Origin of the sequence: Amycolatopsis sp. DG1A-15b (genome assembly GCF_030285645.1) — a bacterium.
Classification (GTDB): domain Bacteria; phylum Actinomycetota; class Actinomycetes; order Mycobacteriales; family Pseudonocardiaceae; genus Amycolatopsis.
In genome coordinates, this window is record NZ_CP127296.1 from 7148516 (window position 1) to 7169475 (window position 20960).

The 20960-nt window shown below is 70.4% G+C and carries 22 protein-coding genes and 1 pseudogene; 12 read left to right on the top strand and 11 right to left on the bottom strand.

The annotated features are described in order from the left end of the window. The first annotated feature begins 22 nt into the window (after positions 1–22). The 5 genes from QRY02_RS32735 to QRY02_RS32755 are packed head-to-tail and all read left to right on the top strand — an operon-like array spanning position 23 to position 3412. Positions 23–292 carry a helix-turn-helix transcriptional regulator gene (locus QRY02_RS32735; protein ID WP_043776467.1) on the top strand — a complete coding sequence of 90 codons (270 nt, stop codon included), beginning with the start codon at positions 23–25 and terminating at the stop codon, positions 290–292. Beyond that, positions 289–837 (top strand): DUF6498-containing protein, encoded by a 549-nt coding sequence (locus QRY02_RS32740; RefSeq protein ID WP_285986675.1) that lies wholly within the window; start codon positions 289–291, stop codon positions 835–837. Before QRY02_RS32735 ends, QRY02_RS32740 begins: the two co-directional genes overlap by 4 nt. Next, positions 830–1744 (top strand): ABC transporter ATP-binding protein, encoded by a 915-nt coding sequence (locus tag QRY02_RS32745; RefSeq protein ID WP_285986676.1) that lies wholly within the window; start codon positions 830–832, stop codon positions 1742–1744. The genes QRY02_RS32740 and QRY02_RS32745 overlap by 8 nt, the downstream gene beginning before the upstream one ends. Continuing rightward, positions 1741–2931, top strand: coding sequence for an ABC transporter permease (locus tag QRY02_RS32750; protein WP_285986677.1), 1191 nt, complete (start codon positions 1741–1743; stop codon positions 2929–2931). Before QRY02_RS32745 ends, QRY02_RS32750 begins: the two co-directional genes overlap by 4 nt. Beyond that, positions 2924–3412: a GNAT family N-acetyltransferase gene (locus QRY02_RS32755; protein WP_285986678.1), complete on the top strand. Its 489-nt coding sequence runs from the start codon at positions 2924–2926 to the stop codon at positions 3410–3412. The genes QRY02_RS32750 and QRY02_RS32755 overlap by 8 nt, the downstream gene beginning before the upstream one ends. Here QRY02_RS32755 and QRY02_RS32760 read toward each other — a convergent pair. The 4 genes from QRY02_RS32760 to QRY02_RS32775 form a co-directional block, all read right to left on the bottom strand. Continuing rightward, entirely contained in the window at positions 3402–4748 is a 1347-nt protein-coding gene (locus tag QRY02_RS32760) for a cryptochrome/photolyase family protein (protein ID WP_285986679.1), read from the bottom strand. The genes QRY02_RS32755 and QRY02_RS32760 overlap by 11 nt on opposite strands. A gap of 61 nt (positions 4749–4809) precedes the next feature. After that, positions 4810–6126: a citrate synthase gene (locus tag QRY02_RS32765; protein ID WP_285986680.1), complete on the bottom strand. Its 1317-nt coding sequence runs from the start codon at positions 6124–6126 to the stop codon at positions 4810–4812. Between the two features lie 197 nt (positions 6127–6323). Beyond that, entirely contained in the window at positions 6324–7265 is a 942-nt protein-coding gene (locus QRY02_RS32770) for a carbohydrate kinase family protein (protein ID WP_285986681.1), read from the bottom strand. Between the two features lie 42 nt (positions 7266–7307). Next, positions 7308–7889, bottom strand: a complete 582-nt coding sequence (locus QRY02_RS32775) for a TetR/AcrR family transcriptional regulator (protein ID WP_285986682.1) — start codon at positions 7887–7889, stop codon at positions 7308–7310. A 163-nt stretch (positions 7890–8052) separates the two neighbouring features. Between QRY02_RS32775 and QRY02_RS32780 the strand changes: the two genes are divergently transcribed. The 3 genes from QRY02_RS32780 (at position 8053) to QRY02_RS32790 (ending at position 10503) form a co-directional block, all read left to right on the top strand. Next, entirely contained in the window at positions 8053–9189 is a 1137-nt protein-coding gene (locus tag QRY02_RS32780; RefSeq protein WP_285986683.1) for an acyl-CoA dehydrogenase family protein, read from the top strand. A gap of 49 nt (positions 9190–9238) precedes the next feature. Further along, positions 9239–9784, top strand: coding sequence for a Uma2 family endonuclease (locus tag QRY02_RS32785; protein ID WP_285986684.1), 546 nt, complete (start codon positions 9239–9241; stop codon positions 9782–9784). A gap of 113 nt (positions 9785–9897) precedes the next feature. Further along, entirely contained in the window at positions 9898–10503 is a 606-nt protein-coding gene (locus QRY02_RS32790) for a Uma2 family endonuclease (RefSeq protein ID WP_285986685.1), read from the top strand. Between the two features lie 48 nt (positions 10504–10551). Here the strand turns inward: QRY02_RS32790 and QRY02_RS32795 are convergent, their stop codons facing one another. The 3 genes from QRY02_RS32795 to QRY02_RS32805 are packed head-to-tail and all read right to left on the bottom strand — an operon-like array spanning position 10552 to position 13156. Further along, complete coding sequence (locus tag QRY02_RS32795; protein WP_285986686.1) at positions 10552–11769, bottom strand: amidohydrolase; 1218 nt, start codon at positions 11767–11769, stop codon at positions 10552–10554. 11 nt (positions 11770–11780) lie between these two features. Beyond that, complete coding sequence (locus QRY02_RS32800) at positions 11781–12284, bottom strand: GNAT family N-acetyltransferase (protein ID WP_285986687.1); 504 nt, start codon at positions 12282–12284, stop codon at positions 11781–11783. Further along, positions 12251–13156: an aldose 1-epimerase family protein gene (locus QRY02_RS32805; protein WP_285986688.1), complete on the bottom strand. Its 906-nt coding sequence runs from the start codon at positions 13154–13156 to the stop codon at positions 12251–12253. Before QRY02_RS32805 ends, QRY02_RS32800 begins: the two co-directional genes overlap by 34 nt. Positions 13157–13222: 66 nt before the next feature. Between QRY02_RS32805 and QRY02_RS32810 the strand changes: the two genes are divergently transcribed. From QRY02_RS32810 to QRY02_RS32820, 3 genes are read left to right on the top strand one after another with little or no spacing between them, the layout of a single operon-like run. Then, a complete protein-coding gene (locus QRY02_RS32810) occupies positions 13223–13801 on the top strand; it encodes a TetR/AcrR family transcriptional regulator (RefSeq protein WP_285986689.1) in 579 nt (192 codons plus the stop codon). Next, entirely contained in the window at positions 13801–14634 is an 834-nt protein-coding gene (locus QRY02_RS32815) for an MBL fold metallo-hydrolase (protein WP_285986690.1), read from the top strand. Before QRY02_RS32810 ends, QRY02_RS32815 begins: the two co-directional genes overlap by 1 nt. After that, positions 14631–15455, top strand: a complete 825-nt coding sequence (locus QRY02_RS32820; protein WP_285986691.1) for an MBL fold metallo-hydrolase — start codon at positions 14631–14633, stop codon at positions 15453–15455. Before QRY02_RS32815 ends, QRY02_RS32820 begins: the two co-directional genes overlap by 4 nt. An 81-nt stretch (positions 15456–15536) precedes the next feature. On the opposite strand, the gene QRY02_RS32825 is transcribed toward QRY02_RS32820, so the two are convergent. The 4 genes and pseudogenes from QRY02_RS32825 to pdxH all read right to left on the bottom strand — a co-directional run bounded on the left by QRY02_RS32825 (position 15537) and on the right by pdxH (position 19037). Continuing rightward, the gene (locus QRY02_RS32825; protein ID WP_285986692.1) at positions 15537–16094 is read right to left on the bottom strand and encodes a DUF3558 family protein; all 558 of its coding nucleotides are present in this window, start codon (positions 16092–16094) and stop codon (positions 15537–15539) included. A gap of 23 nt (positions 16095–16117) precedes the next feature. Beyond that, positions 16118–17383, bottom strand: coding sequence for an MFS transporter (locus QRY02_RS32830; protein ID WP_502874286.1), 1266 nt, complete (start codon positions 17381–17383; stop codon positions 16118–16120). A 126-nt stretch (positions 17384–17509) separates the two neighbouring features. Then, positions 17510–18153, bottom strand: a pseudogene (locus QRY02_RS32835) (IS110 family transposase); the annotation flags it as partial. 206 nt (positions 18154–18359) lie between these two features. Continuing rightward, positions 18360–19037: a pyridoxamine 5'-phosphate oxidase gene (gene pdxH / locus QRY02_RS32840; RefSeq protein WP_013230168.1), complete on the bottom strand. Its 678-nt coding sequence runs from the start codon at positions 19035–19037 to the stop codon at positions 18360–18362. Positions 19038–19266: 229 nt separating this feature from the next. Between pdxH and QRY02_RS32845 the strand changes: the two genes are divergently transcribed. After that, positions 19267–20949, top strand: coding sequence for a purine-cytosine permease family protein (locus QRY02_RS32845; protein WP_285986694.1), 1683 nt, complete (start codon positions 19267–19269; stop codon positions 20947–20949). Positions 20950–20960 lie beyond the last annotated feature (11 nt).

Genomic DNA, 20960 nt, shown 5'->3' on the forward strand with positions numbered 1-20960 from the left:
GGTTTTTGCAACAGTTAGTGCCATGAGTCCGGTCAGACGCGGCAAAGAGCTGCCGATCTACAACCGGCTTCCCGTGCTCCGGGCGGAGCGCGGGATGACCCGAGCCGCGCTCGCGAGCGCCGTCGAAGTCAATCCACAGACCATCGGCGCGCTCGAACGCGGTGACCACTATCCGAGCCTGGATCTGGCGTTCCGGATCTGCGCGGTGTTCGACCTGCCCGTCGAGGCGGTCTTCAGCCGCGAGCCGTTCACGCCGCTGTCCACCCAGGTCTACCGCGAGGGGGGAGCATGACCGAGCAGCCGGGCCGCCTCGCGGCCTACTGGGAACGCCAGCTCGACAAGATGGAGGAAGCCGAACGGAAACGGGCCCGGCAGCTGCCGGGCTGGCGCACCCGGAAGCACCGCCGGACGCTCGTCGTCGTCCTGGTACTGGCCGACCTCTCCCTGGTCGCCGGCGCGGCGCGGTTCAAGGTGGGGCCGGAATGGGTCTTCCCGGCCTTCTGGCTGAGCGGACTGGCCGTCGGCGGCTTCGCGTTCCTGACGCTGCGCGTCCTGACCGGGCGGATGAGCGGCGGCTTCTCGCGCCTGCTGGACGAACGCGAGCGCGAATGGCGCCACCGCGTCACCTACATCGGCTACCAGGCGCTCAGCTACCTGATGGTGATCGCGTTGCTGTACGGCCTGTTCACCGCCGAGACCGAAAACGGCGGCGTCCGCGGCGCGATGATGCTGTCCGCGCTGCTGGTCACCGGCACGACCATCCCGGCCATCGTGCTGGGCTGGTCGCTGCCGGACGACGACCCCGAGGATTTCGAGGAGGGGATGGGGAATGCCTGAGGGGACACTGGAGATCGACCGGATCTCCAAGCGCTACGGCGCCAAGGTCGCGCTGGACGGAGTCTCGTTCGAGGTCCGCGCCGGCGAGCTGTTCGGCTTCGTCGGCAGCAACGGCGCCGGCAAGACGACCACCATGCGGATCGCGCTGGGCGTGCTGGCCGCCGACGGCGGTGAGGTCCGGTTCGGCGGCGAACCGGTCACGCACGAAACCCGGACGCACATCGGCTACATGCCGGAAGAACGCGGGCTGTACCCGAAGATGAAGGTGCTCGACCAGCTCGTCTACCTGGCCGAGCTGCACGGGCTCAGCGCCGGCGAAGCGCACCGCAACGCCGAGAACTGGATCACCCGGCTCGGGCTGGCCGAGCGCCGCAAGGATGAGGTGCAAAAGCTCAGCCTCGGCAACCAGCAGCGCGTCCAGCTGGCCGCGGCGCTGGTGCACGACCCCGCCGTGCTGGTGCTCGACGAACCCTTCTCCGGCCTCGACCCGCTCGCCGTCGACGTGATGAGCGGCGTCCTGCGGGAGAAGGCCGCCGCGGGCGTGCCGGTCGTGTTCTCCAGCCACCAGCTCGACCTCGTCGAGCGGCTGTGCGACCGGGTGGGGATCATCCGCGACGGCCGGATGGTCGCCGTCGGCACGGTCGACGAGCTGACCGCGGGCGCGCGCAGCAAGCTCGTCGTGACCGCGCCGGCCGCGAGCAACGGCTGGGCCACGGGCCTGCCCGGCGTGCGCGTGCTGGAGCAGCACGGCACCACCACCGTCCTCGACCTCGAACCGGGCGCGGACGACCAGGCCGTGCTCGCCGCCGCGCTGGCGACCGGGCCGGTCACCGAGTTCAGCCGCCGTCGCCGCTCGCTCACCGAGCTGTTCCGCGACGCGGTGTCCGAGAAGGGGGAAGCGCGATGAGGACGTTGAGTGGCCGCCGCGCCGTCTGGCTCGTGATGAAGCGCGAGCTGAACACCCGGCTGCGCACCAGGTCGTTCGTCGTCGGCACCGGCGTACTGCTGGTGCTGCTGCTGGGGTACGTCCTCTTCCAGACGTCGCTGGCCGGTTCGGCGGACAAGAAGACCGTCGGGCTGACCGGCCAGGCGATCGGGATCGCCCGCCAGCTGCAGACCGAAGCGGCGCTTTCCGGCCGCGAGATCAGCACGGTCGTCGTCACCGACGCGGCGGAAGGCCGGAAGAAGGTCGAAGACGGCGACGTCGACGCGCTCGTCTCGGGCAGCGCGGCCCAGCTGACCGCCACCTACAAGTCCTCTTTGGACAACGAACTGCGCCGGGTGCTCGACCAGGTCGCCCAGCAGCAGGTGCTCGACGGCGTGCTGTCGTCCGCGCAGCTGGAACCGGCCGAGGTGATGGCCAGGGTCAACGGCACCCACGTCCGGGACGACGCCCTCTCACCGCAGCCGGCCGACCAGACGCAGCGGCTGGTCGTCGGGCTGGTCGTGGCGTTCCTGCTGTACATGAGCATCATCACCTACGGGATGATGGTGGCCCAGGGCGTCGTCGAGGAGAAGTCGAGCCGGGTCGTGGAGATCCTGCTCGCCAGCGTGCGGCCGTGGCAGCTGTTGCTGGGCAAGGTGATCGGGCTCGGCCTGGTCGGCCTGACCCAGCTGGTCATCCTCGCGGTGGTCGGGCTGGGCGCCGCGGCGGCGACCGGCGTGTTCACCCTGTCCGGCTTCGCGACCGGCGCGGTGCTGTGGGGCCTGCTCTGGTACCTGCTGGGCTTCCTGTTGTACGCCACCATCTACGGCGCGCTGGGGTCGCTGGTGTCCCGGCAGGAGGACACCCAGTCGGTGGTCGGGCCGCTCAACATCATCCTGGTCGTCGGGTTCATCGCCGGGTTCAACCTGCTGGTCCAGGACCCCGCCAGCTCGGCGACGAAGATCGTCTCGCTGATCCCCCTGCTGTCGCCGATCCTGATGCCGGCCCGCATCTCGACGGGCGCGGCGGCGGGCTGGGAGATCGGGCTGTCGCTGGCGCTGACCATCGCCCTCGTCGCCGTGCTGACCTGGGTCGGCGGGAAGATCTACGGCAACAGCGTGCTGCGGATCGGCAGCCGGATCAAGCTGTCGGAGGCCCTGCGTGGCTGAGGTGCGGGCGGCGGGGCCCGGCGACGTGGGCGCGATCCGCCGGTTCGGCGAAGCACACGTCCGGGCCCACTACGCTCCGCTGATCGGCGCGGCCGCCGCGGACGCGCAGGTCCGCGACTGGTGGAACGAAACGCACCTCGGTGCGGCCGTGGCGGCCGGGCTCGTGGTCGTCGCCGAGGCCGGCGGGGAGCTCCTCGGCGTCGGGCAACGCGGCCGCAGCGGCGCCGACCACGTGGTCTACAAGCTCTACGTCCACCCCGGGCAGCGCAGCCGTGGGCTCGGCCCGCGGCTGCTCGATGCCCTGACCGCGCAGCTGCCCGCCGACGCCGGACGGCTGTACATCGAACACTTCGCGGCCAACGAGCGAGCCGGCGCGTTCTACGAGCGCGAAGGCTTCACCGTGGAGCGGATCGAGCCGAGCGCCACCGGCGATCCCGCGCTCGCGGTCGTGTGGCGCGTCAAGCCGCTTGTCACGACGTGATCTTGCCGTACCGCTCCAACGACACCTGGCGCTCGTGGGCGTGGTCGACCATCGGTTCCGGGTAGTCGGCGGGGCGGTCCTTCAGCTTGTGCACCGCCTTCCCTTCGACGGAACGCAGCTCCGGCACGTACTTGCGCACGTAGTCGCCGTTCGGGTCGAACTTCTCCCCCTGGGTCGTCGGGTTGAAGATGCGGAAGTACGGCGCCGCGTCGGTGCCGCAGCCCGCGACCCACTGCCAGTTCAGCTGGTTCGACGCCAGGTCGCCGTCCACCAGGTGCTTCATGAAGTGGCGGGCCCCCAGCCACCACGGCAGGTGCAGGTCCTTCACCAGGAAGCTCGCGACGACCATCCGCACCCGGTTGTGCATCCAGCCCTCGGCCAGCAGCTGCCGCATCCCGGCGTCCACGATCGGGTAACCGGTGCGGCCCGCGCACCACCGCTCGAAAGCCTCCGGGTCGCTGTCGTGCTTCATCCCGTCGAAGCGCTTGTCGTAGTTCTTCCGCGCCGTTTCCGGGCGGTGCCACAGGACGTCGGCGTGGAATTCGCGCCAGCAGATTTCGCTGCGCAACGACTTCGCGCCGACGCGGTCGTCGCCGGAAAGGTCCGCCAAGATCGTCCGCGGGTGGATGCACCCCCAGCGCAGGTACGGCGAAAGCCGGGTGGTGCCTTCGCGGTCCGGCCGGTCGCGATCCTCGTCGTAGGTCTCGATGCCGTCGACCAGGAAGGCGTGCCAGACGTCGAGCGCGGCCTGCTCGCCGGGTTCGGGCAGCGTCGGGGAAACCGGGGGCGCCTTCGGGATCTTCAGCGACCGCGGCGGTTCCACCCAGTCCACAAGGGACGGTCCGGTGTCCGCGGGCGAGTGCCACCCGCGCGCGGTCCACGCCCGGTAAAACGGGGTGAAGACGCGGTACGGATCGCCGTCCGGCTTGGTGACACGCCCGGGCGTCACGGCGTACGGCGAGCCTGTCTCGACCCAGTCGATGTTGTGCTCCGCCAACGCTTTCGCCACGGACGCGTCCCGGCGGCGGCCGTAGGGCCCGGTGTCGGCGCTGACGTGCACCGCGGCCGCGCCGATCTTCTTCGCCGCCTTCACGACCTCGGCCGCCGGCTCGCCGCGGACCAGCATCAGCCGGCCGCCGAGCTGTTCGTCCAGCTTCTCCAGACAGCCGTACATGAAGGCCTCACGCGGCGCACCGCCCGGCTTGAGCAGCGCATCGTCGAGGACGTACAGCGCGAGCACGTGCCGGCTGTGCTTCGACGCCTCCAGCAGCGCGGCGTGGTCGCCGAGCCGCAGGTCACGGCGGAACCACAGGACAACCGGCGCTTCTCTGGTCACGACGGAAAACGATAAACGCCCCGCCGTGCGGGTGCACGGCGAGGCGTTTACGCAAAAACGATCAGCGCTCCGACATCGGGGTGTAGTCCCGCGAAGCGTGGCCGGTGTAGATCTGCCGCGGGCGGCCGATCTTGGTGGCCGGGTCGTTGATCATCTCGCGCCAGTGCGCGATCCAGCCCGGGAGCCGGCCGAGCGCGAACAGCACCGTGAAGAACTTCGTCGGGAAGCCCAGCGCCCGGTAGATCAGGCCGGTGTAGAAGTCCACGTTCGGGTACAGCTTGCGCTCGATGAAGTAGTCGTCGGAGAGCGCCGTCTCCTCGAGCTTCTTGGCGATGTCGAGCAGCTGGTCGCCGCCCTTCAGCTTGCCCAGGATCTCGTCGGCGGTGTTCTTGATGATCTTCGCGCGCGGGTCGTAGTTCTTGTAGACCCGGTGCCCGAAGCCCATCAGCTTCACGCCCTTTTCCTTGTTCTTCACCCGCTCGACGAACTTGGCGACGTCGCCGCCGTCGTTCTTGATGCCCTCGAGCATGTCGAGCACCGCGGCGTTCGCGCCGCCGTGCAGCGGGCCGAACAGCGCGTTGATGCCCGCCGAGATCGAGGCGAACAGGTTCGCCTCGGACGAGCCGACCAGGCGCACGGTCGAGGTCGAGCAGTTCTGCTCGTGGTCGGCGTGCAGGATGAACAGCAGGTCGAGCGCCTTCGCGACGTCCGGGTCGACCTCGTACGGCTCGGCCGGGAAGCCGAACGTCATCCGCAGGAAGTTCTCCACCAGGCCGAGCGAGTTGTCCGGGTACAGCAGCGGCTGGCCCACGGACTTCTTGTACGCGTAGGCGGCCAGCGTCGGCACCTTGGCGAGCAGCCGGATCGTGGACAGCTCCACGTTCGGCTCGTCGAACGGGTCGAGCGAGTCCTGGTAGAAGGTCGACAGCGCCGACACCGCGCTCGACAGGACCGGCATCGGGTGCGCGTCGCGCGGGAAGCCGCTGAAGAACGCCTTGAGGTCCTCGTGCAGCAGCGTGTGCCGCTGGATCTTCTCGGTGAAGTCGGCCAGCTGGGTCTCGGTCGGCAGCTCGCCGTAGATCAGCAGGTAGGAGACCTCGACGAAGGTCGACTTCTCGGCCAGCTGCTCGATCGGGTACCCGCGGTAGCGGAGGATGCCGGCGTCACCGTCGATGTAGGCGATGGCGGACGACGCGGCCCCGGTGTTGACGAAACCGGGGTCGTAGGTGATGTACCCCGTCTGCGCCAGCAGCTTGCCCAGTTCGATCCCCGGCGCGCCTTCGACCGGGTGGACGATCTTGAACTCGTGCTCGCCACTCGGCAGGGTCAGCTTCGCGGTTTCTCCGCCGGACTGCCCCGCAGTCGTCGCGTCGGACATGCAAGTCCCTCTCACGTTGGGCACGGGCCGGCGGCGCCTGTACGTTCCACAGGTAGCCACGTGTTCACGCGAGGAAACACTGGCGCCTCGCTGCACACCGCCCCGCTGGGGTATGAAGAATGCCCCTCTACGCTAGTCGAGAAACCCGCCTTCGCGCAGCGGTGACGTTGCTCCTGAGGGCCCCTTTGGGACCAGGTTCACACGGTGGACGCCATGTCGGCGGACGTGGGCGGTTCGGCGCCGCTGCGGGACACCGTGATCGACGCCGCTTTCGCCGCGAACTCCAGCGCCTCTCGCCACGCGCCGGCGTCGAGGGAGGCCAGGTCGGTGGCCTCGCGGGTGTGCAGCCAGGCCAGCAGCGCACCGTGCACGGTGTCGCCCGCGCCGATGGTGTCCACGACGGTGACTTTTCGCGACGGCACGTGGGCCAGCTCACCTGCGGCGGTGATCACCGAGAGCCCGTCGGCCCCCCGGGTGAGCACCACGGCGTCCACACCGGACTCGATCCACGTCTTCGCGGCGGCGACCGGGTCGGCGCCCTCGGTCAGCCACGCGGCGTCGTCGTCGGAGATCTTCAGCAGCCGGACGTCCGGCAGCCAGGACGCGAACCGGGCCCGGTAGGCGGCCGGGTCGGTGATGAGCGCCTCGCGGATGTTGGGGTCGAGGACGGTCAGCACGCCGCGGGCCGCTTCGCGCCGCAGCATCGCCTCGTACGCCGAGGCGCCGGGCTCGAGGACCATGCCGAGCGTGCCGAGTGAGAGCGCTGTCACACCCTCGGCCAGCGGGCCCGGATCCGCGACCAGCCGGTCGGCGGTGCCCTCGACGTAGAAGGTGTAGCGCGCGGCGCCCTTCGCGTCGAGCGCCACGACGGCCAGCGTCGTCGGCTCGTCGCCGCGCTGCAGCAGCGAGGTGTCGACGGCGGAGGCGTGCAACCGCTCGATCATCGCGTCGCCGAAGCGGTCGGTGGACACGCGGGAGAGGAACGCCGCGGGCACCCCGAGCCGTCCGGCGGCCAGCGCGACGTTGTACGGCCCGCCGCCCAGGCGGGGCAGCAGCGCGCGCAGCCCACCGTCCACAGTGGAATCCAGGGGGTCGCCGGGAACCAGGTCGACCAGAGCTTCTCCGCCTACGACGATCACGTCGCGCAGTTTAATGGAGTTCCGGCTGACAATTCCTGTCCGCTATTTGTTCAGGCCGCCGAGCAGCAGTTCGCCCAAAGCGGTGAACGCGTCGGCGTCGGACACGTCGGTCCGCTGGGCGAGCACGCCGGTCTGGATGCCCTCGATGATCAGCCCGGTCATCTCGGCCACCAGGCGGGCGTGGACGTCCCGGAACACCCCGTCGGCAACACCCTTGTCGATGAACTGCCGGAGCCGTTTCGCGGCGAACCGGCTGTTGAGCTGGTAGGCCTCCCGGGCCGGGCCGAATTCGGCGAGGTCCCGCATGAAGGCCGCCGACGCCCGGTTGAGGTGCTCGGCGACCCCGGCCAGGTACTCGCCGATGAGCTTGGGGGCGTCGTCGATCCCGGCGATGCGCTCCTCGATCCGCTCCGCGGCGCCCCGGAAGAACCGCGTGACGACCTTGACGGCGAGCTGCTCCTTGCTGGGCGCGAGCGCGTAGAGCGTCGACTTCGAGCAGCGCAGCCGGCCGGCCAGGTCGTCCAGCGTGAAGACGGCGAAGCCCTCGGCCAGGAAGAGCGCCTCGAGCTCGCCGAGCAGCGCCTGCTGGCGGGCGGTCGGCCGGCGGCGGGGTTCGGGGCGCATCGGCTCACTATCTCCTACGTCTTCCGGCCACCCCAGGCCTGTCGTACTGTACTCTGAACGAGCCCAGAGTACTGTTTTCAGTACTGAAGCATTCCGAGGCTTCGCCCCGGGCCGGGGGCGCCGCCACCCGGACCCCCGAAAGACGCTGGTTTGGAGGACGACGATGCCCGCCGAACGCCTGCTGCCTTCATCGGAAGCCGAGGATCTGGTCGCTTTGGCGACGGAGATCGCGCGCGACGAGCTCGCGCCTCGTGCGGCAGCGGCCGAGGAAGCGGAGCAGTTCCCCCGCGAGCAGTTCCGCCTGCTCGGCAAGTCCGGCCTGCTGGGCCTGCCGTACAGCGAGCGCTGGGGCGGCGGCGACGTCTCGTACGAGGTCTACCTGCAGGTCCTGGAGGAGATCGCGTCGGCGTGGATGACGGTCGGCGTCGGGCTGTCGGTGCACACGATGTCCTGCTACGCGCTCGCGGAGTACGGCACCGACGAGCAGCGCGACCGGTGGTTCCCGGACATGCTCGAAGGCTCGCTGCTGGGTGCGTACGCGCTGTCGGAGACGCAGGCGGGCTCGGACGCGGCGGCGCTGTCGACGCGCGCGCGTCTCGACGGCCCGGACTACGTCGTCAACGGGACCAAGGCGTGGATCACCCACGCGGGGGTGGCGGACTTCTACACGACGATGGTCCGCACGGGCGATTCCGAAATCTCGTGCCTGCTGGTCGACGGGGCCACGCCCGGCCTCTCGGCCGCACCGCGCGAACGGAAGATGGGCCTGACCGGCTCGCCGACGGCCCAGATGATCTTCGACGGCGCCCGGGTGCCCGCTTCGCGGCTCCTGGGTGACCCGGGGGCCGGGCTGCGGATCGCGCTGTCGTCGCTGAGCTCGGGCCGGCTGGGGATCGCGGCGTGCGCGGTGGGCCTGGCCCAGGCGGCGCTGGACGAAGCGGTGGCGTACGCGAAGGGGCGCTCGCAGTTCGGCCGCCCGATCATCGACTTCCAGGGCATCGAGTTCCTGCTGGCGGACATGGCCGCGACGGTGGAGGCGTCCCGGGCGCTGTACCTGGACGCGGCCCGGCGCCGGGACCGCGGGATGCCGTTCAAGCGCCAGGCGTCGATCGCCAAGCTGGTGGCGACCGACGGCGCGATGAAGGTGACGACGGACGCGGTGCAGGTCCTCGGCGGGGCCGGGTACACGCGGGACTTCCCGGTGGAGCGGTACATGCGGGAGGCGAAGGTGCCGCAGATCTTCGAGGGGACGAACCAGATCCAGCGGCTCGTCATCGCGCGGGAGCTGAAGAACGCGTAGCCCGATCCAGCGACCCGTGTCGCGCGCGGGGGACGGATACCGTGGCGGCATGCCCGGTCATCTGCTGACCATCCAGGAGTACGCGGCGCTCGACGGCACCGGTTTCACGGAGCTGGTGGAAGGCCGCTTGGTGACCTCACCCGGCTCCGGCCGGCGACACGACGTGGCGGTCTGCCTGCTGGCCGGCCAGCTCGAACGGCAGCTGCCGCGCGGGCTCGCCTTCGTCGTCCGCAACGACCTCGACCTGCGCCTGGCACCGGACGGCGAGCCCGGCTTCGCCCGGCGCCCGGACCTGCTGATCGTCGGCCGCGCCGCGCTGGCCCGCGGCGACGGCCTGGTCCGGGCCGACGAGGTGCTCATCGTCGTCGAAATCGTGGCCCCGGACTCGAAGCGCACCGACTACCAGGTCAAGCACGACGAGTACGCCGACGCCGGGATCCCGCACTACTGGATCGTGGACACCGCCGAGCCGGTCTCGCTCGTCGCCTGCCACCGGGCCGGGGCCGGCTACGTCGACGCGCCGGCGGTCACCGGCACCTTCACCACCGACGTCCCGTTCCCGGCGCGGCTCGACCTCGACGCCTTGGTCCCCTGAAGGGGCCCGCGGTTCACCACGTTGAGGTAGCGGTGTCACACGCTCGGTACAGATACGGTTACTCATGGTTGCACCTGAGCCGTGAGACAATTCGGGCGACGTGAGGAGACGCTGTGACTGCACTTCCCCAGCCGCGCCCCGCTCGCCGGTGGGAGATCCCCGATCACCTGCTGACGGTCGAGGAGTACGCGGCGCTCGGTGAAACCGACACAGGTTTCACCGAGCTCGTGGAAGGCCGCGTCGTGATGTCTCCAAGTCCCAGCAGAAAGCACAACAAGGCCGCTTGGCTGCTGGGCCGGCAGCTGGAATCCCAGCTGCCCTCGGAACTCGATTTCACCCCGGACATCGACGTGGACCTGGGTTTGGCGCCCCGCGGTGAGCCGGGGTTTTCGCGCCGTCCCGATCTGGTGATCACCTCCCGCGAGGCAAATGCTCGCGTGGATGCAGAAGGCGACATGTATCGCGCTGACGAAGTGGTCGTGGTCGTCGAAATCGTGTCGCCGGGTTCGAAGCGCACCGACTACCAAGTGAAGCACGACGAGTATGCCGATGCGGGCATCCCGCACTATTGGATCATCGACACGAGCGAGCCTATCTCGCTGGTTGCCTGCCACCAGGCCGGCGAGTTCGGCTACCTGGACGCCCCCGCGGTCACCGGCACCTTCGCCACCGACGTCCCGTTCCCCGTCAAGATCGACCTGACCGCACTCCTCGGCTGATCGGGCAGCACGCCGGAACCGCCCGGTTACCGGCGTGCCGCCCGAAACTCAGCGAGTCTCCCGGTACCGGCGGTCCTTCGACACGCCCTCGCCCAGTGACTCGTCGAAGTGGTACACCTCGTCACCCCGGACGAAGACGCGCAGCGCGCGGTTCATCACGTCCAGCGGGTCGCCCGACCACAGCACCACGTCGGCGTCCAGGCCCGGCTTCAGCGAGCCGATCTGCCCGTCGAGGTCCAGCATCGACGCCGGGTTGATGGTCAGCGAACGCAGCGCCGTCGCCGGGTCGAGGCCGTCCTTCACCGCGAGGGCCGCCTGGTACACCAGGAAGTTGATCGGGATCACCGGGTGGTCGGTGGTGATCGCGATCTTCACGCCCGCGCGGGCCAGGATGCCGGCCGAGCGCAGCGTGCGGTTGCGCAGCTCGACCTTGGACTTCGTGGTGAACAGCGGGCCGAGGATCACCGGGACGTCGCGGGATGCCAGCAGGTCCGCGATCAGGTGACCTTCGGTGCCGTGGTTGATCACCAGCTTGTAGCCGAACTCGTCGGCCAGCCGGATCGCCGTCACGATGTCGTCCGCGCGGTGGACGTGCTGGTCCCAGAACAGCTCGCCGTCGAGGACCTTCGACAGCGTCTCCAGCGTCAGGTCCACCTCGTGCGGCTTGCCCTCGGACTCGGCGTGCGCACGCTTCGCCTGGTAGTTGCGGGCCTTGGTGAAGGCCTCGCGCAAGATCGCCGCGACACCCAGGCGCGTCGACGGCGTCTGCTTCTTGTCGCCGTACACGCGCTTCGGGTTTTCGCCGAGCGCGCTCTTCACGCTGACGTGCTCCGCGAACGTCATGTCCAGGATGCTGCGGCCCCACGTCTTGACGCCGATCGTCTGCCCGCCGATCGGGTTGCCGGAGCCGGGCTTGATGACGACGCTCGTGACACCGCCCGCGAGCGCGTCGTCGAAGCCGGGCTCGTAGGGGTCGATGCCGTCGACGGCCCGGAAGCGGGCGCCGTTCGGGTCGGTCATCTCGTTGGTGTCGTTGCCGGCCCAGCCTTCGCCGTCCTCGTGGACGCCGAGGTGGGCGTGGGCGTCGATGAAGCCGGGCAGCACCCAGGTGCCGGCCGCGTCGACCAGTTCGGCGTCTTCCGGGATGTCGACGTCGACCTCGGTGCCGACCGCGACGATCTTGCCGCCGTCGATCAGGACCGTGCCGCCCTCGATGGGATCACCGTCGATGGGGACGACATAGCCCCCGACAATTGCCTTCGCCATAGTTCGCCACGCTAACGAACTCGTCCGGGGCCGTGCACGCGGGCCTTCTCCAAGTGCACGAGCTCGTGGTTGTTCTCGGGCGTCCGGTGCGTCTCGCGGTAGCCGTGCTTGGCGTACAGGTGCAGCGGCCCCACGCTCTTCGAGCCGGTGAAGAGCCGGAACACCGTCACCTCCGCCGGCGCCGCCGACTCCGCGAACCGCAGCAGTCCGCCGCCCAGCCCGGCCCCCTGCCGGTCCGGAGCGACGACCAGGCGCCCGATCACCCCGACCGGCCCGGTCACTGTCAGCCGCACCGACGCCACCAGGCGACCCGATTCGCGCAGCCCCCAGGACAAGCCCGTGAGCGCCACCCGCGTCTCGTCCAGGGTCTCCAGCAGCGGCGGCAGATCCAGGTCTCCGTGCGCCCGGGCCTCGGTGACGTACGCGGCCCGTTGCAGCGTCAGGACTTCACCCGCGTCGGCGACGCCCAGGCGAAGCGGCGTCACCGGACCCGGATGCCCCAGCTGCCCGACCACGACGCCGACGGCTCCAGCTCGATCAGGTCGGTGCCCGTGTTGAGCGCGTCGGCGGGACAGGTCATCGGCTCGATCGCGACCGCCCGGCCGCGGCCGACCAGGTCGTCCGGGGTGAACACCTGGGCCCAGCGGAAGTCGGGGCCGGTCCAGACCAGCAGCTCCTGGCCGTCGTGGCTGAGGACGATGTGGTGCGTGCCGTCCTCGGCCGCCGCGAGGCCGCCGAACGCCGTGTCCAGGTTGACCCCCGCCAGCACGCGGCCGGTGCGGAAGTCGTACTCGGTGCCCTCGACGTCCTGCTCCTCGGCGTACGGCATCTGCTCGTCGGGCAGGGACGGCCGGACCCGGCTCGCGGGCAGCGCCAGCGTCAGCTCGTCGGTCGGGACGTCGCCGATCCGGAAGTACGGGTGCGTGCCGACGCCGACGCCGATCGGCTGCTCGCCTTCGTTGCGGATCTCGTGGGTGACGGTCAGTTCGCGCGGCGCGACCTCGTACGTCACGGTCGCGCGCAGCGGCACCGGCCAGCCCGGCTGGACCGCGACGTCGACGGCCAGGGTGACCGACGATTCGGCGTGCTCCAGCAGCTCCCACTCGAGGTGGCGGGTCAGGCCGTGGATGGCGTTGCCGCGCGCCTCCTCGGTGATCTCGAGCTGCTGGGTCTCCCCTTGGAACGTCCACCGGCCGCCCTTGGTGCGGTTCGGCCAGGGCAGCAGCACCTGCCCGGCGCCCATCGGCGGCTTCGCGTCTTCGGGGAACTCCTCGACGTACGGCACGCCGCCGACTTCGAAGGCACGCAGCCCGGCACCGATTTCGGTGACGACGGCGCGCGCGTTGCCGCGGGTGATCTCGAACTGCTGACCGGTCGGGTTGCCCATGCGCACGACCTTACCGATCCACGAAGTCACTAGACCGGTCGTCATAGTTTGCGCTACGGTTCCGCCATGGTTCGCCGCACCGACACGCGGCAGCGGATGCTCGACACCGCCGCCGACCTGTTCCAGACCCAGGGCTACCACGCCACCGGCCTGACCCAGCTGACCACGGCCGGCGGCGCCCCTAAGGGTTCGCTCTACTTCCACTTCCCCGGCGGCAAGGAGCAGCTCGCCACCGAAGCCGTCCGGCTGTCGAGCGAGCGCACGGGCGCTCTCCTCGAAGCCATCCTGGCCGGCGCTCCCGACCCCGCGACCGGGATCGACCGCGCGGTCGACGCGCTCGCGGGTTTCCTGACCGGATCGGACTTCCAGCGCGGCTGTCCTCTTGCGACGGTGGCGCTCGACGCAGCCGCGGCGAGCGAGCCCATCCGGGAGGCCTGCGCGGACGGCTACGCATCCTGGCACGGTGTCCTCGGTGGATACCTTGCCGGGCAAGGTCTTCCCGCCGGGCGAGCGGACGAACTCGCCACGATCGTGCTCGCCGCGATCGAAGGCGGGCTGCTGCTGGCCCGCACCCGCCGCGACCTCGCGCCACTGCGCGCGGTCGCCACCCACCTGCACACCACCCTCGATCGGGAGTTCGCCTGATGCGCGTCCACCACCTCAACTGCGGCACCCTGCGCCCGCTGGGCGGCAAACTGATCGACGGCCGGCCGGGCGTGTTCCGGCGCGCCACCATGGTCTGCCACTGCCTGCTGCTCGAGACCGCCACCGGTCTCGTGCTCGTCGAGACGGGCATGGGCACCCCGGCCGCGGTCGACCGGACCGCCTGGCTGGGCGCCGGGTTCGTCCGCCAGTCCAATCCGATCGCGGACCCGGCGCAGACGGCGATCGCCCAGGTCCGCGCACTCGGCTTCGACCCGGCGGACGTCCGCGACATCGTGCTGACCCACCTCGACCTCGACCACGCCGGCGGGCTCATCGACTTCCCGTGGGCGCGCGTGCACGTCTACGCCGAAGAGCTGCGCGCCTTCACCGACCCGCGCGGCGACGAACGCGGCCGGTACCGCCGGATCCAGTTCGCTCATGGTCCACAGTGGACGTCCTATGCGGACAGCGGTGAACCGTGGTTCGGCTTCGGCGCCGTCCGGCAGCTCGACGGCCTGCCGCCGGAGGTCCTGCTGATCCCGCTGTCCGGGCACACGCGCGGGCACGCCGGGGTCGCCGTCGACACCGGCCACGGCTGGCTGCTCAACGCCGGCGACTCGTACTTCTTCCACGGGCAGGCCGATCCCGCCGCACCGCACTGCCCGCCGGGCCTGAAGTGGTTCGAAGGCCACATGGAGACGGTGCGGGGCGCCCGGCTGGACAATCACCGCCGCCTGCGTCAGCTTGTTCAGGAGCACGGCGAGGAGGTCACCGTCTTCGCCGCGCACGACGAGACCGAATTCCTCCGGCTGAGCACCAGGAGCAGCGTATGAAGGTGCACCACCTGAACTGCGGATCGATGCGCCCGGTGGGTGGCAAACTGCTCGACGGCGAGCCCGGCCTGCTGCGGCGGGCGGAGCTGGTCGCCCACTGCCTGCTGATCGAGACCGGCGACAGCCTGGTGCTGGTCGACACCGGGTTCGGCAGCCAGGGCGTGGCGCGCCCGGCCGAATGGCTCGGACAGCCGTTCCTGGCGATGGTCGGAGCCAAGCCCGAGGCCGCCGAAACGGCCGTCGCGCAGATCGAGGCGCTCGGCCACGACCCGGCCGACGTCCGGCACATCGTCGCGACCCACCTCGACGTCGACCACGCCGGCGGCCTGGCCGACTTCCCGAACGCCGTCGTGCACGTCCGGGCGGAGGAGCACCGGGCCGCGACCGCGCCCGCGGACGCCGGGGAGAAGTACCGCTACCGCAGGGCGCAGTTCGCGCACCGCCCGCTGTGGAGCACCTACGACGAGACGGGCGAGCCGTGGTTCGGCTTCGAGGCGGTCCGGTCGCTCAAGGGCCTGCCGGAGGAGATCCTGCTGGTCCCGCTGACCGGCCACACCCGCGGCCACACGGGCGTGGCGGTCGACACCGGCGAGGGCTGGCTCCTGCACGCCGGCGACGCCTACTTCTTCCACGGCCAGCTGGACCCGGTGGCCCCGCACTGCCCGCCGGGCTTGACGGCGTTCCAGAACATCGTCCAGACGCTGCGCGGACCGCGGCTGGAGAACCTGGCGCGGCTGCACGAGCTGGCGCGGACCCACCAGGACGAGGTCACGGTGTTTTCGGCGCACAGCCCGGTCGAGCTGGCCGCCCTGCGCCGGTGATCCCACCGGCGCGCGGGGTCGCCCCGGCCCCGCGCGCCCGGCCGCCGGAACCGGCGCGAGCGGCAGCTGGGCTGGGGTTGATCAGCCGGCGGCGAGGGCCTGCTTGACGAGCGGTGCGAGCTGCTCCGGCGTCATCTTCGCCGGGCCGGTGTAGTTGACCAGCACCGGCGTGCCCGCCACCAGCTCGGCCGAGGCGAGGGTCGCCGTCTTCTGGCCGTCGACGTAGTAGACGGCGCCGTCCGGGAAGCCCGGGACGTCCTGCGCGCCCGGCTTCGCCTTCTTGATCGACGCGAGCATCTCGGCGGGCTTGCCCTGCTTGCCCTCGTAGCGGGTCACCGCGAGCGCGCCCGCGGCCTTGCCGTCGTGCTGGTACTCGCAGGTGCGCGCCTTGCCGCCGTTGGCCGCGTTGTCCTGGACCGGGCCCGGCACCGCCTGGAGGTTGTCGAGGAACAGCGCCTTCGACACGGCCTCGGCGGGCAGCAGCTTGCACGGGTCGAGCGACCCGGCGGCGGCGTTCGTACTCGGCGCCGGCTTCGGCTTCGGGGCCGCGGAGGACGAAGGAGCTTTCGACGGTTCGTCCCCGGACGAGCAGGCGGTCAGCGCGGCAAAGGCGACAAAAGCGACAACTACGGTACGCATGTTCGCACCATAACCCGATCTGCCTACGTCGTGGGTGCCCGGTATCGCCAGAAGGCCGGGAGCACGAACATCGACGCGCAGACGAGCACGATCACCAGCAGGCCGCCGACGCTCGCCGCGACCGTGGTGCCGAACGCGGCGGCGCCCCAGCCGTGGGTGAGGTCGGCGATCCGCGGGCCGCCGGCGACGACGACCGTGAAGACGCCCTGGAGCCGGCCGCGCATCTCGTCGGTGGTCGCGACCTGCAGGATCGCCATCCGGTAGACGGCGCTGACCATGTCCGCGGCGCCGGCCAGGGCCATGAAGACGACGGCGAGCCACAGCGAGTGCGCGAGCCCGAACGCGGCCACCGCCGCGCCCCACGCGCAGATCGCGACGACGACCGCGACGCCCTGGCGGTGGATGCGCGTGAGCCAGCCGGAGAAGAGCCCGATCAGCATCGCCCCCAGCGGCAGGGCGGCGTAGAGCCAGCCGAGCGCGGGGCCGCCGCCGGGCGGGTCGCCGAAGGTCCGCTCGGCCATCTCCGGGATCAGCGCCCGCGGCATCCCGAAAACCATGGCGATGATGTCGACGACGAAGGAGGCCAGCAGGATCTTCTGCCCGGCGAGGTACCGGAAGCCGTCGACGACGTCCCGCAGCCCGGCGCGGCGCGAGGGGCCGTTGACCGGCGGGATCGACGGCAGCCGCCAGACGGCGAGGAGGGTGATCGTCAGCGCGACGACGTCGATCAGGTAGAGGGTGGAGAGGCCGAGGACGGGGATCAGCGCACCGGCGAGCAGCGGCCCGAAGACGGCGCCGAAGGTGGACATGGTGCTGTTGAGGGCGTTCGCCGACGGCAGCAGTTCGGCGGGCACGAGCCGCGCGACGACGGCGCCGCGCGTGGGCATGTTGATCGCGAAGAGCGCCTGGTTGACGGCGAGCAGCCCGAGGACGAGCCAGACGGAGCCGAAGTTCAGGAAGGCCTGCAGCCAGAGCAGGGCGGAGGTGATCGCGACGAGGACGTTGGTGACAACGAGCAGCTTCCGCCGATCGACGGCATCGGCGACGGCGCCGCCCCAGAGCCCGAAGATCAGCAGCGGGACGAGGGCGACGAGCCCGGTGAGCCCGACGTAGGCGGAGGACCCGGTGAGGTCGAAGACCTGCTTGGGCACGGCGACGGCGGTGAGCTGGGTGCCGACGGCGGTGACCACAGTGGACAGCCAGAGCCGCCGGAAGGCCGGGATCTTGAGCGGCCGGGTGTCGACGATGATGCGGCCGAGGACCTTGCGCAAGCCCGAGCGGGGCGGCAGGGTCCCCGGTTCACCAGTCACAACGCATCAGCTTAGCGGGGCTAACTATCTCCGCGCAGGTGATTTACCTCGCCCAGCCCCCGCCAACGCAGCCTCGCCCACTCCGGGGGTGTCCCTCTGTGGTTGTCAAGCCGCAGCGGGAGTTGGTTGGCGGTAGTGGGTGCCGTTGCGGAGCATGGCGTAGAGGACGTCGCAGCGGCGTCGGGCCAGGCAGATCAGCGCGGCGTTGTGCTTCTTGCCCTCGGCCCGCTTGCGGTCGTAGTAAGCCCGGCTGGTCGGATCGGACAAGGCAGCGAACGCGGCGAGGAAGAACGCGCGTTTGAGCTGGCGGTTGCCGGTCCGGGCCGAGTGTTCACCCTTGATGCTGGCCGGGACGGTGACGACCTGCTCGCCGAGCGCGGTCATGATCGTCTCGACCAGCCGCTCACCCATGCGAGGCGCGTGGGCCTTGGCGATCGCGGTCAGTTTGCGGCGACCGGCCTTGGCGATCCGGTCGGCCCGCCGCAGCGGGAGAGAATTTGTAGCACCGCTGGGTGGCTGATCCGCGGTCCGATGGCCTGTTCGAGGGCGGGATGGATCCCGGTCAGCAGCCCGCGGATGCGGTCGCTGAAGCGGGTCGCTTCGCCGGCCAGGTCGTCGTCGAACCCGACCAGCACCTCCAACTCGGCCAGAGCTTCGTCGCCGACGTCGACCGGGCGCAGTGTGTGCGGTCGGGAGCGGGCGGCGTCGGCGATGATGAACGCGTCTCGGGCGTCGGTCTTGGCGCGACCCGTGACACCCCCCCCAGATCATGCCTTCGACGGGGGGGCGTAAGCATGCCCGGCCTGGCGACCACAACTCCCTGGGCGGCAGCCACGAAAAAGGTAGGGGGCGTGCCCTTGTCCAGCGTATCGCGCCCCTCCGGCAAAAAGCCGGAAAAGCGGCCGCCGGAGCCCGGCTGTCCACACCACGACCGGCATGTGGACAGCCGGCACGATCAAGGCGCCACGCGCTCGATGTTCCAGCCGTCGTCGTTGCGGACGTATCGCAGCCGGTCGTGCATGCGGTCCTCGCGGCCCTGCCAGAACTCCACCAGGTCCGGGCGGATCCGCCAGCCGCCCCAGTGCGGTGGGGCCGGGATCTGCTCCACGTCCGCGAACCGCCGCTCGATGCCGTGCAGCGCGTTGTCCAGCGCCCGGCGCCCATCGACCACACGGGACTGCGGTGACGCCCACGCGCCCAGCTGGGAGCCGCGGGGGCGCTGGGCCCAGTACTCCGCCGTCTCCTTGACGCCGACCTTCTCGACCTCGCCGCGGACGTGGACCTGGCGGTGGAGCGCGTACCAGGGGAACGTCACCGACGCGTACCGGGTCGCCGTCAGGTCGTGGCTCTTCGAGGACGTGTAGTTCGTGTAGAACACCACGCCGCGGTCGTCGAGGCCCTTGCACAGGACCGTCCGGGACGACGGGCGGCCTTCGGCGTCCGCCGTCGCCAGCACCATCGCGTTCGGCTCGGCGATGCCGGCGGCCACGGCCTGGTTCAGCCAGCCTTGCAACTGGTCGGTCCAGGTGGCCGCCAGCGCGGATTCGTCGAACGCCGCCCCGTCGTAGGCCACGCGCATTCCGGGCAGGCGCACTACGGCGTCTTCCACCTGGTCCTCGATCTCCGGCATCATCGCCAAACCTCCGTACCCGGTCGGGGCAGCTGTCACTTCGGCTCCTGCGCACGTTAGGGCCTCGCGCGCGGCAGCGGAACCCACTGAACGGTGACACCCGCCACCCCCGTCCCGCCACCAGGCCGTAACCGCTGGACAACAAGCTGTAACCCCCGCGTTACCCGCCGGACCAGGATCGATACAGGAAACGCCTACCTTCGGCCCGTTCCCCACCACCCCGGAGGCAGGCATGACCGAGACCCTGTCCAACGCCGAAGAAGCCGAGGAAAGCGCCCCGCCGAAACGCCGGTACGCCCCGCTCGCGGCGAACGAGAACCGCGAGGACTACTCACTGCGCTTCGCCGCTCATTCGTTCCGGAAATGGTCCCCGTTCGTCGTCGCGACGACGGCGCTGGGCGGCATCGCCTACCTCGCCGACTTCGCGATCGGCGCCAGCATCGTGCTCTCCTACGGCTTCACCTCCGGCGTCCTGGCGATCCTCGCCGCGGCCCTCGTCATCTTCGTGACCGGCGTGCCCATCGCGGCCGCCTGCGCGAAGTCCGGAGTGGACATGGACCTGCTGACCCGCGGAGCGGGCTTCGGCTACTTCGGGTCGACGCTGACGTCGCTCGTGTACGCGAGCTTCACCGTCATCTTCTTCTCGCTCGAAGGCTCGATCATGGGCCAGGCCTTCGAGCTCGCCCTCGGCATCCCGCTGCCCATCGGCTACCTCCTGGCGACGCTCATCGTGCTGCCCTTCGCCCTCTACGGCATGGGCGCGGTGGCGAAGATGCAGACCTGGACGCAGCCGCTGTGGCTCGCCGGGCTGGTGCTGCCGTTCGTCGTCGTGCTGGTCCGGGAGCCCGGCAAGTTCGCCGAGTTCGCGCACTTCGGCGGCACCGAGGGCACCGGCTCCGGGTTCTCCGCGATCGGGTTCGGCCTCGGCATGGGCGTCGCGCTGTCGTTGATCGGGCAGATCGGCGAACAGGCCGACTACCTGCGGTTCATGCCGGAGAAGACCACGGAGAACAAGCGGTCGTGGTGGGCCGCGGTGCTCGCCGCCGGACCCGGCTGGGTGATCCTCGGGGCCGCGAAGCAGATCGGTGGCGCGCTGCTGGCGTTCCTCGCCCTCGGTGTCGTCGGGAAGACGCACGCGCTGGAACCGATCGCGCCGTACCTGGAAGCGGTGAAACCGGCGCTCGGGCCGGTGGCGCTGACGTTCGCCGCACTCTTCGTCGTCGTCTCGCAGATCAAGATCAACACCACCAACGCCTACTCCGGCTCGCTGTCGTTCGCGAACTTCTTCTCCCGCGTGCTGCACAAGCACCCCGGCCGGGTCTGGTACGTGCTGGTCAACTGCGGGATCGCGCTCGCGCTGATGGAGTTCGGCGCGTTCGGTTTCCTGAACAAGATCCTCGGCTTCTACTCGAACGTCGCCATCGCGTGGATCGGCGCCGTCTGCGCCGACCTGGTGATCGCCAAGCCGCTGGGCCTCTCGCCGCGCTACATCGAGTTCAAGCGGGCCTACCTGCACAAGATCAACCCGGTCGGGTTCGGCTCGATGGTGGTCGCGTCGGCGGTGTCGATCGCGGCCTACTTCGGCGCGTTCGGGCCGTTCCTGGCCGCGTTCAGCCCGCTGCTGGCACTGGTCATCGCGATCGTGCTGGTGCCGACGCTCGCGGTCGCAACGAAGGGCAAGTACTACCTGGCCCGGCCGAACACGGTCGCCGGCCCGGACACCGACGTCGACCTGCGTGCCACGCACACCTGCTCGGTCTGCGGCGATCCGTACGAACTGCCGGACGTCGCCGACTGCGCGAAGCAGGACGGCCCGATCTGTTCGCTGTGCTGCACACTCGACAACACCTGCCACGACCTGTGCCAGACGACCGGCCCGGTCGCGCTCGGCCTGCCGGCGGTCCGCACGACGTGACGTCCATGAGG

Coding starts and splice junctions, on each gene's coding strand:
- QRY02_RS32735 (WP_043776467.1), top strand. CDS start 23: ATGAGTCCGGTCAGACGCGGCAAAGAGCTGCCGATCTACAACCGGCTT.
- QRY02_RS32740 (WP_285986675.1), top strand. CDS start 289: ATGACCGAGCAGCCGGGCCGCCTCGCGGCCTACTGGGAACGCCAGCTC.
- QRY02_RS32745 (WP_285986676.1), top strand. CDS start 830: ATGCCTGAGGGGACACTGGAGATCGACCGGATCTCCAAGCGCTACGGC.
- QRY02_RS32750 (WP_285986677.1), top strand. CDS start 1,741: ATGAGGACGTTGAGTGGCCGCCGCGCCGTCTGGCTCGTGATGAAGCGC.
- QRY02_RS32765 (WP_285986680.1), bottom strand. CDS start 6,126: ATGTCCGACGCGACGACTGCGGGGCAGTCCGGCGGAGAAACCGCGAAG.
- QRY02_RS32775 (WP_285986682.1), bottom strand. CDS start 7,889: ATGCGCCCCGAACCCCGCCGCCGGCCGACCGCCCGCCAGCAGGCGCTG.
- QRY02_RS32780 (WP_285986683.1), top strand. CDS start 8,053: ATGCCCGCCGAACGCCTGCTGCCTTCATCGGAAGCCGAGGATCTGGTC.
- QRY02_RS32785 (WP_285986684.1), top strand. CDS start 9,239: ATGCCCGGTCATCTGCTGACCATCCAGGAGTACGCGGCGCTCGACGGC.
- QRY02_RS32795 (WP_285986686.1), bottom strand. CDS start 11,769: ATGGCGAAGGCAATTGTCGGGGGCTATGTCGTCCCCATCGACGGTGAT.
- QRY02_RS32805 (WP_285986688.1), bottom strand. CDS start 13,156: ATGGGCAACCCGACCGGTCAGCAGTTCGAGATCACCCGCGGCAACGCG.
- QRY02_RS32810 (WP_285986689.1), top strand. CDS start 13,223: ATGGTTCGCCGCACCGACACGCGGCAGCGGATGCTCGACACCGCCGCC.
- QRY02_RS32815 (WP_285986690.1), top strand. CDS start 13,801: ATGCGCGTCCACCACCTCAACTGCGGCACCCTGCGCCCGCTGGGCGGC.
- QRY02_RS32820 (WP_285986691.1), top strand. CDS start 14,631: ATGAAGGTGCACCACCTGAACTGCGGATCGATGCGCCCGGTGGGTGGC.
- QRY02_RS32825 (WP_285986692.1), bottom strand. CDS start 16,094: ATGCGTACCGTAGTTGTCGCTTTTGTCGCCTTTGCCGCGCTGACCGCC.
- pdxH (WP_013230168.1), bottom strand. CDS start 19,037: ATGATGCCGGAGATCGAGGACCAGGTGGAAGACGCCGTAGTGCGCCTG.
- QRY02_RS32845 (WP_285986694.1), top strand. CDS start 19,267: ATGACCGAGACCCTGTCCAACGCCGAAGAAGCCGAGGAAAGCGCCCCG.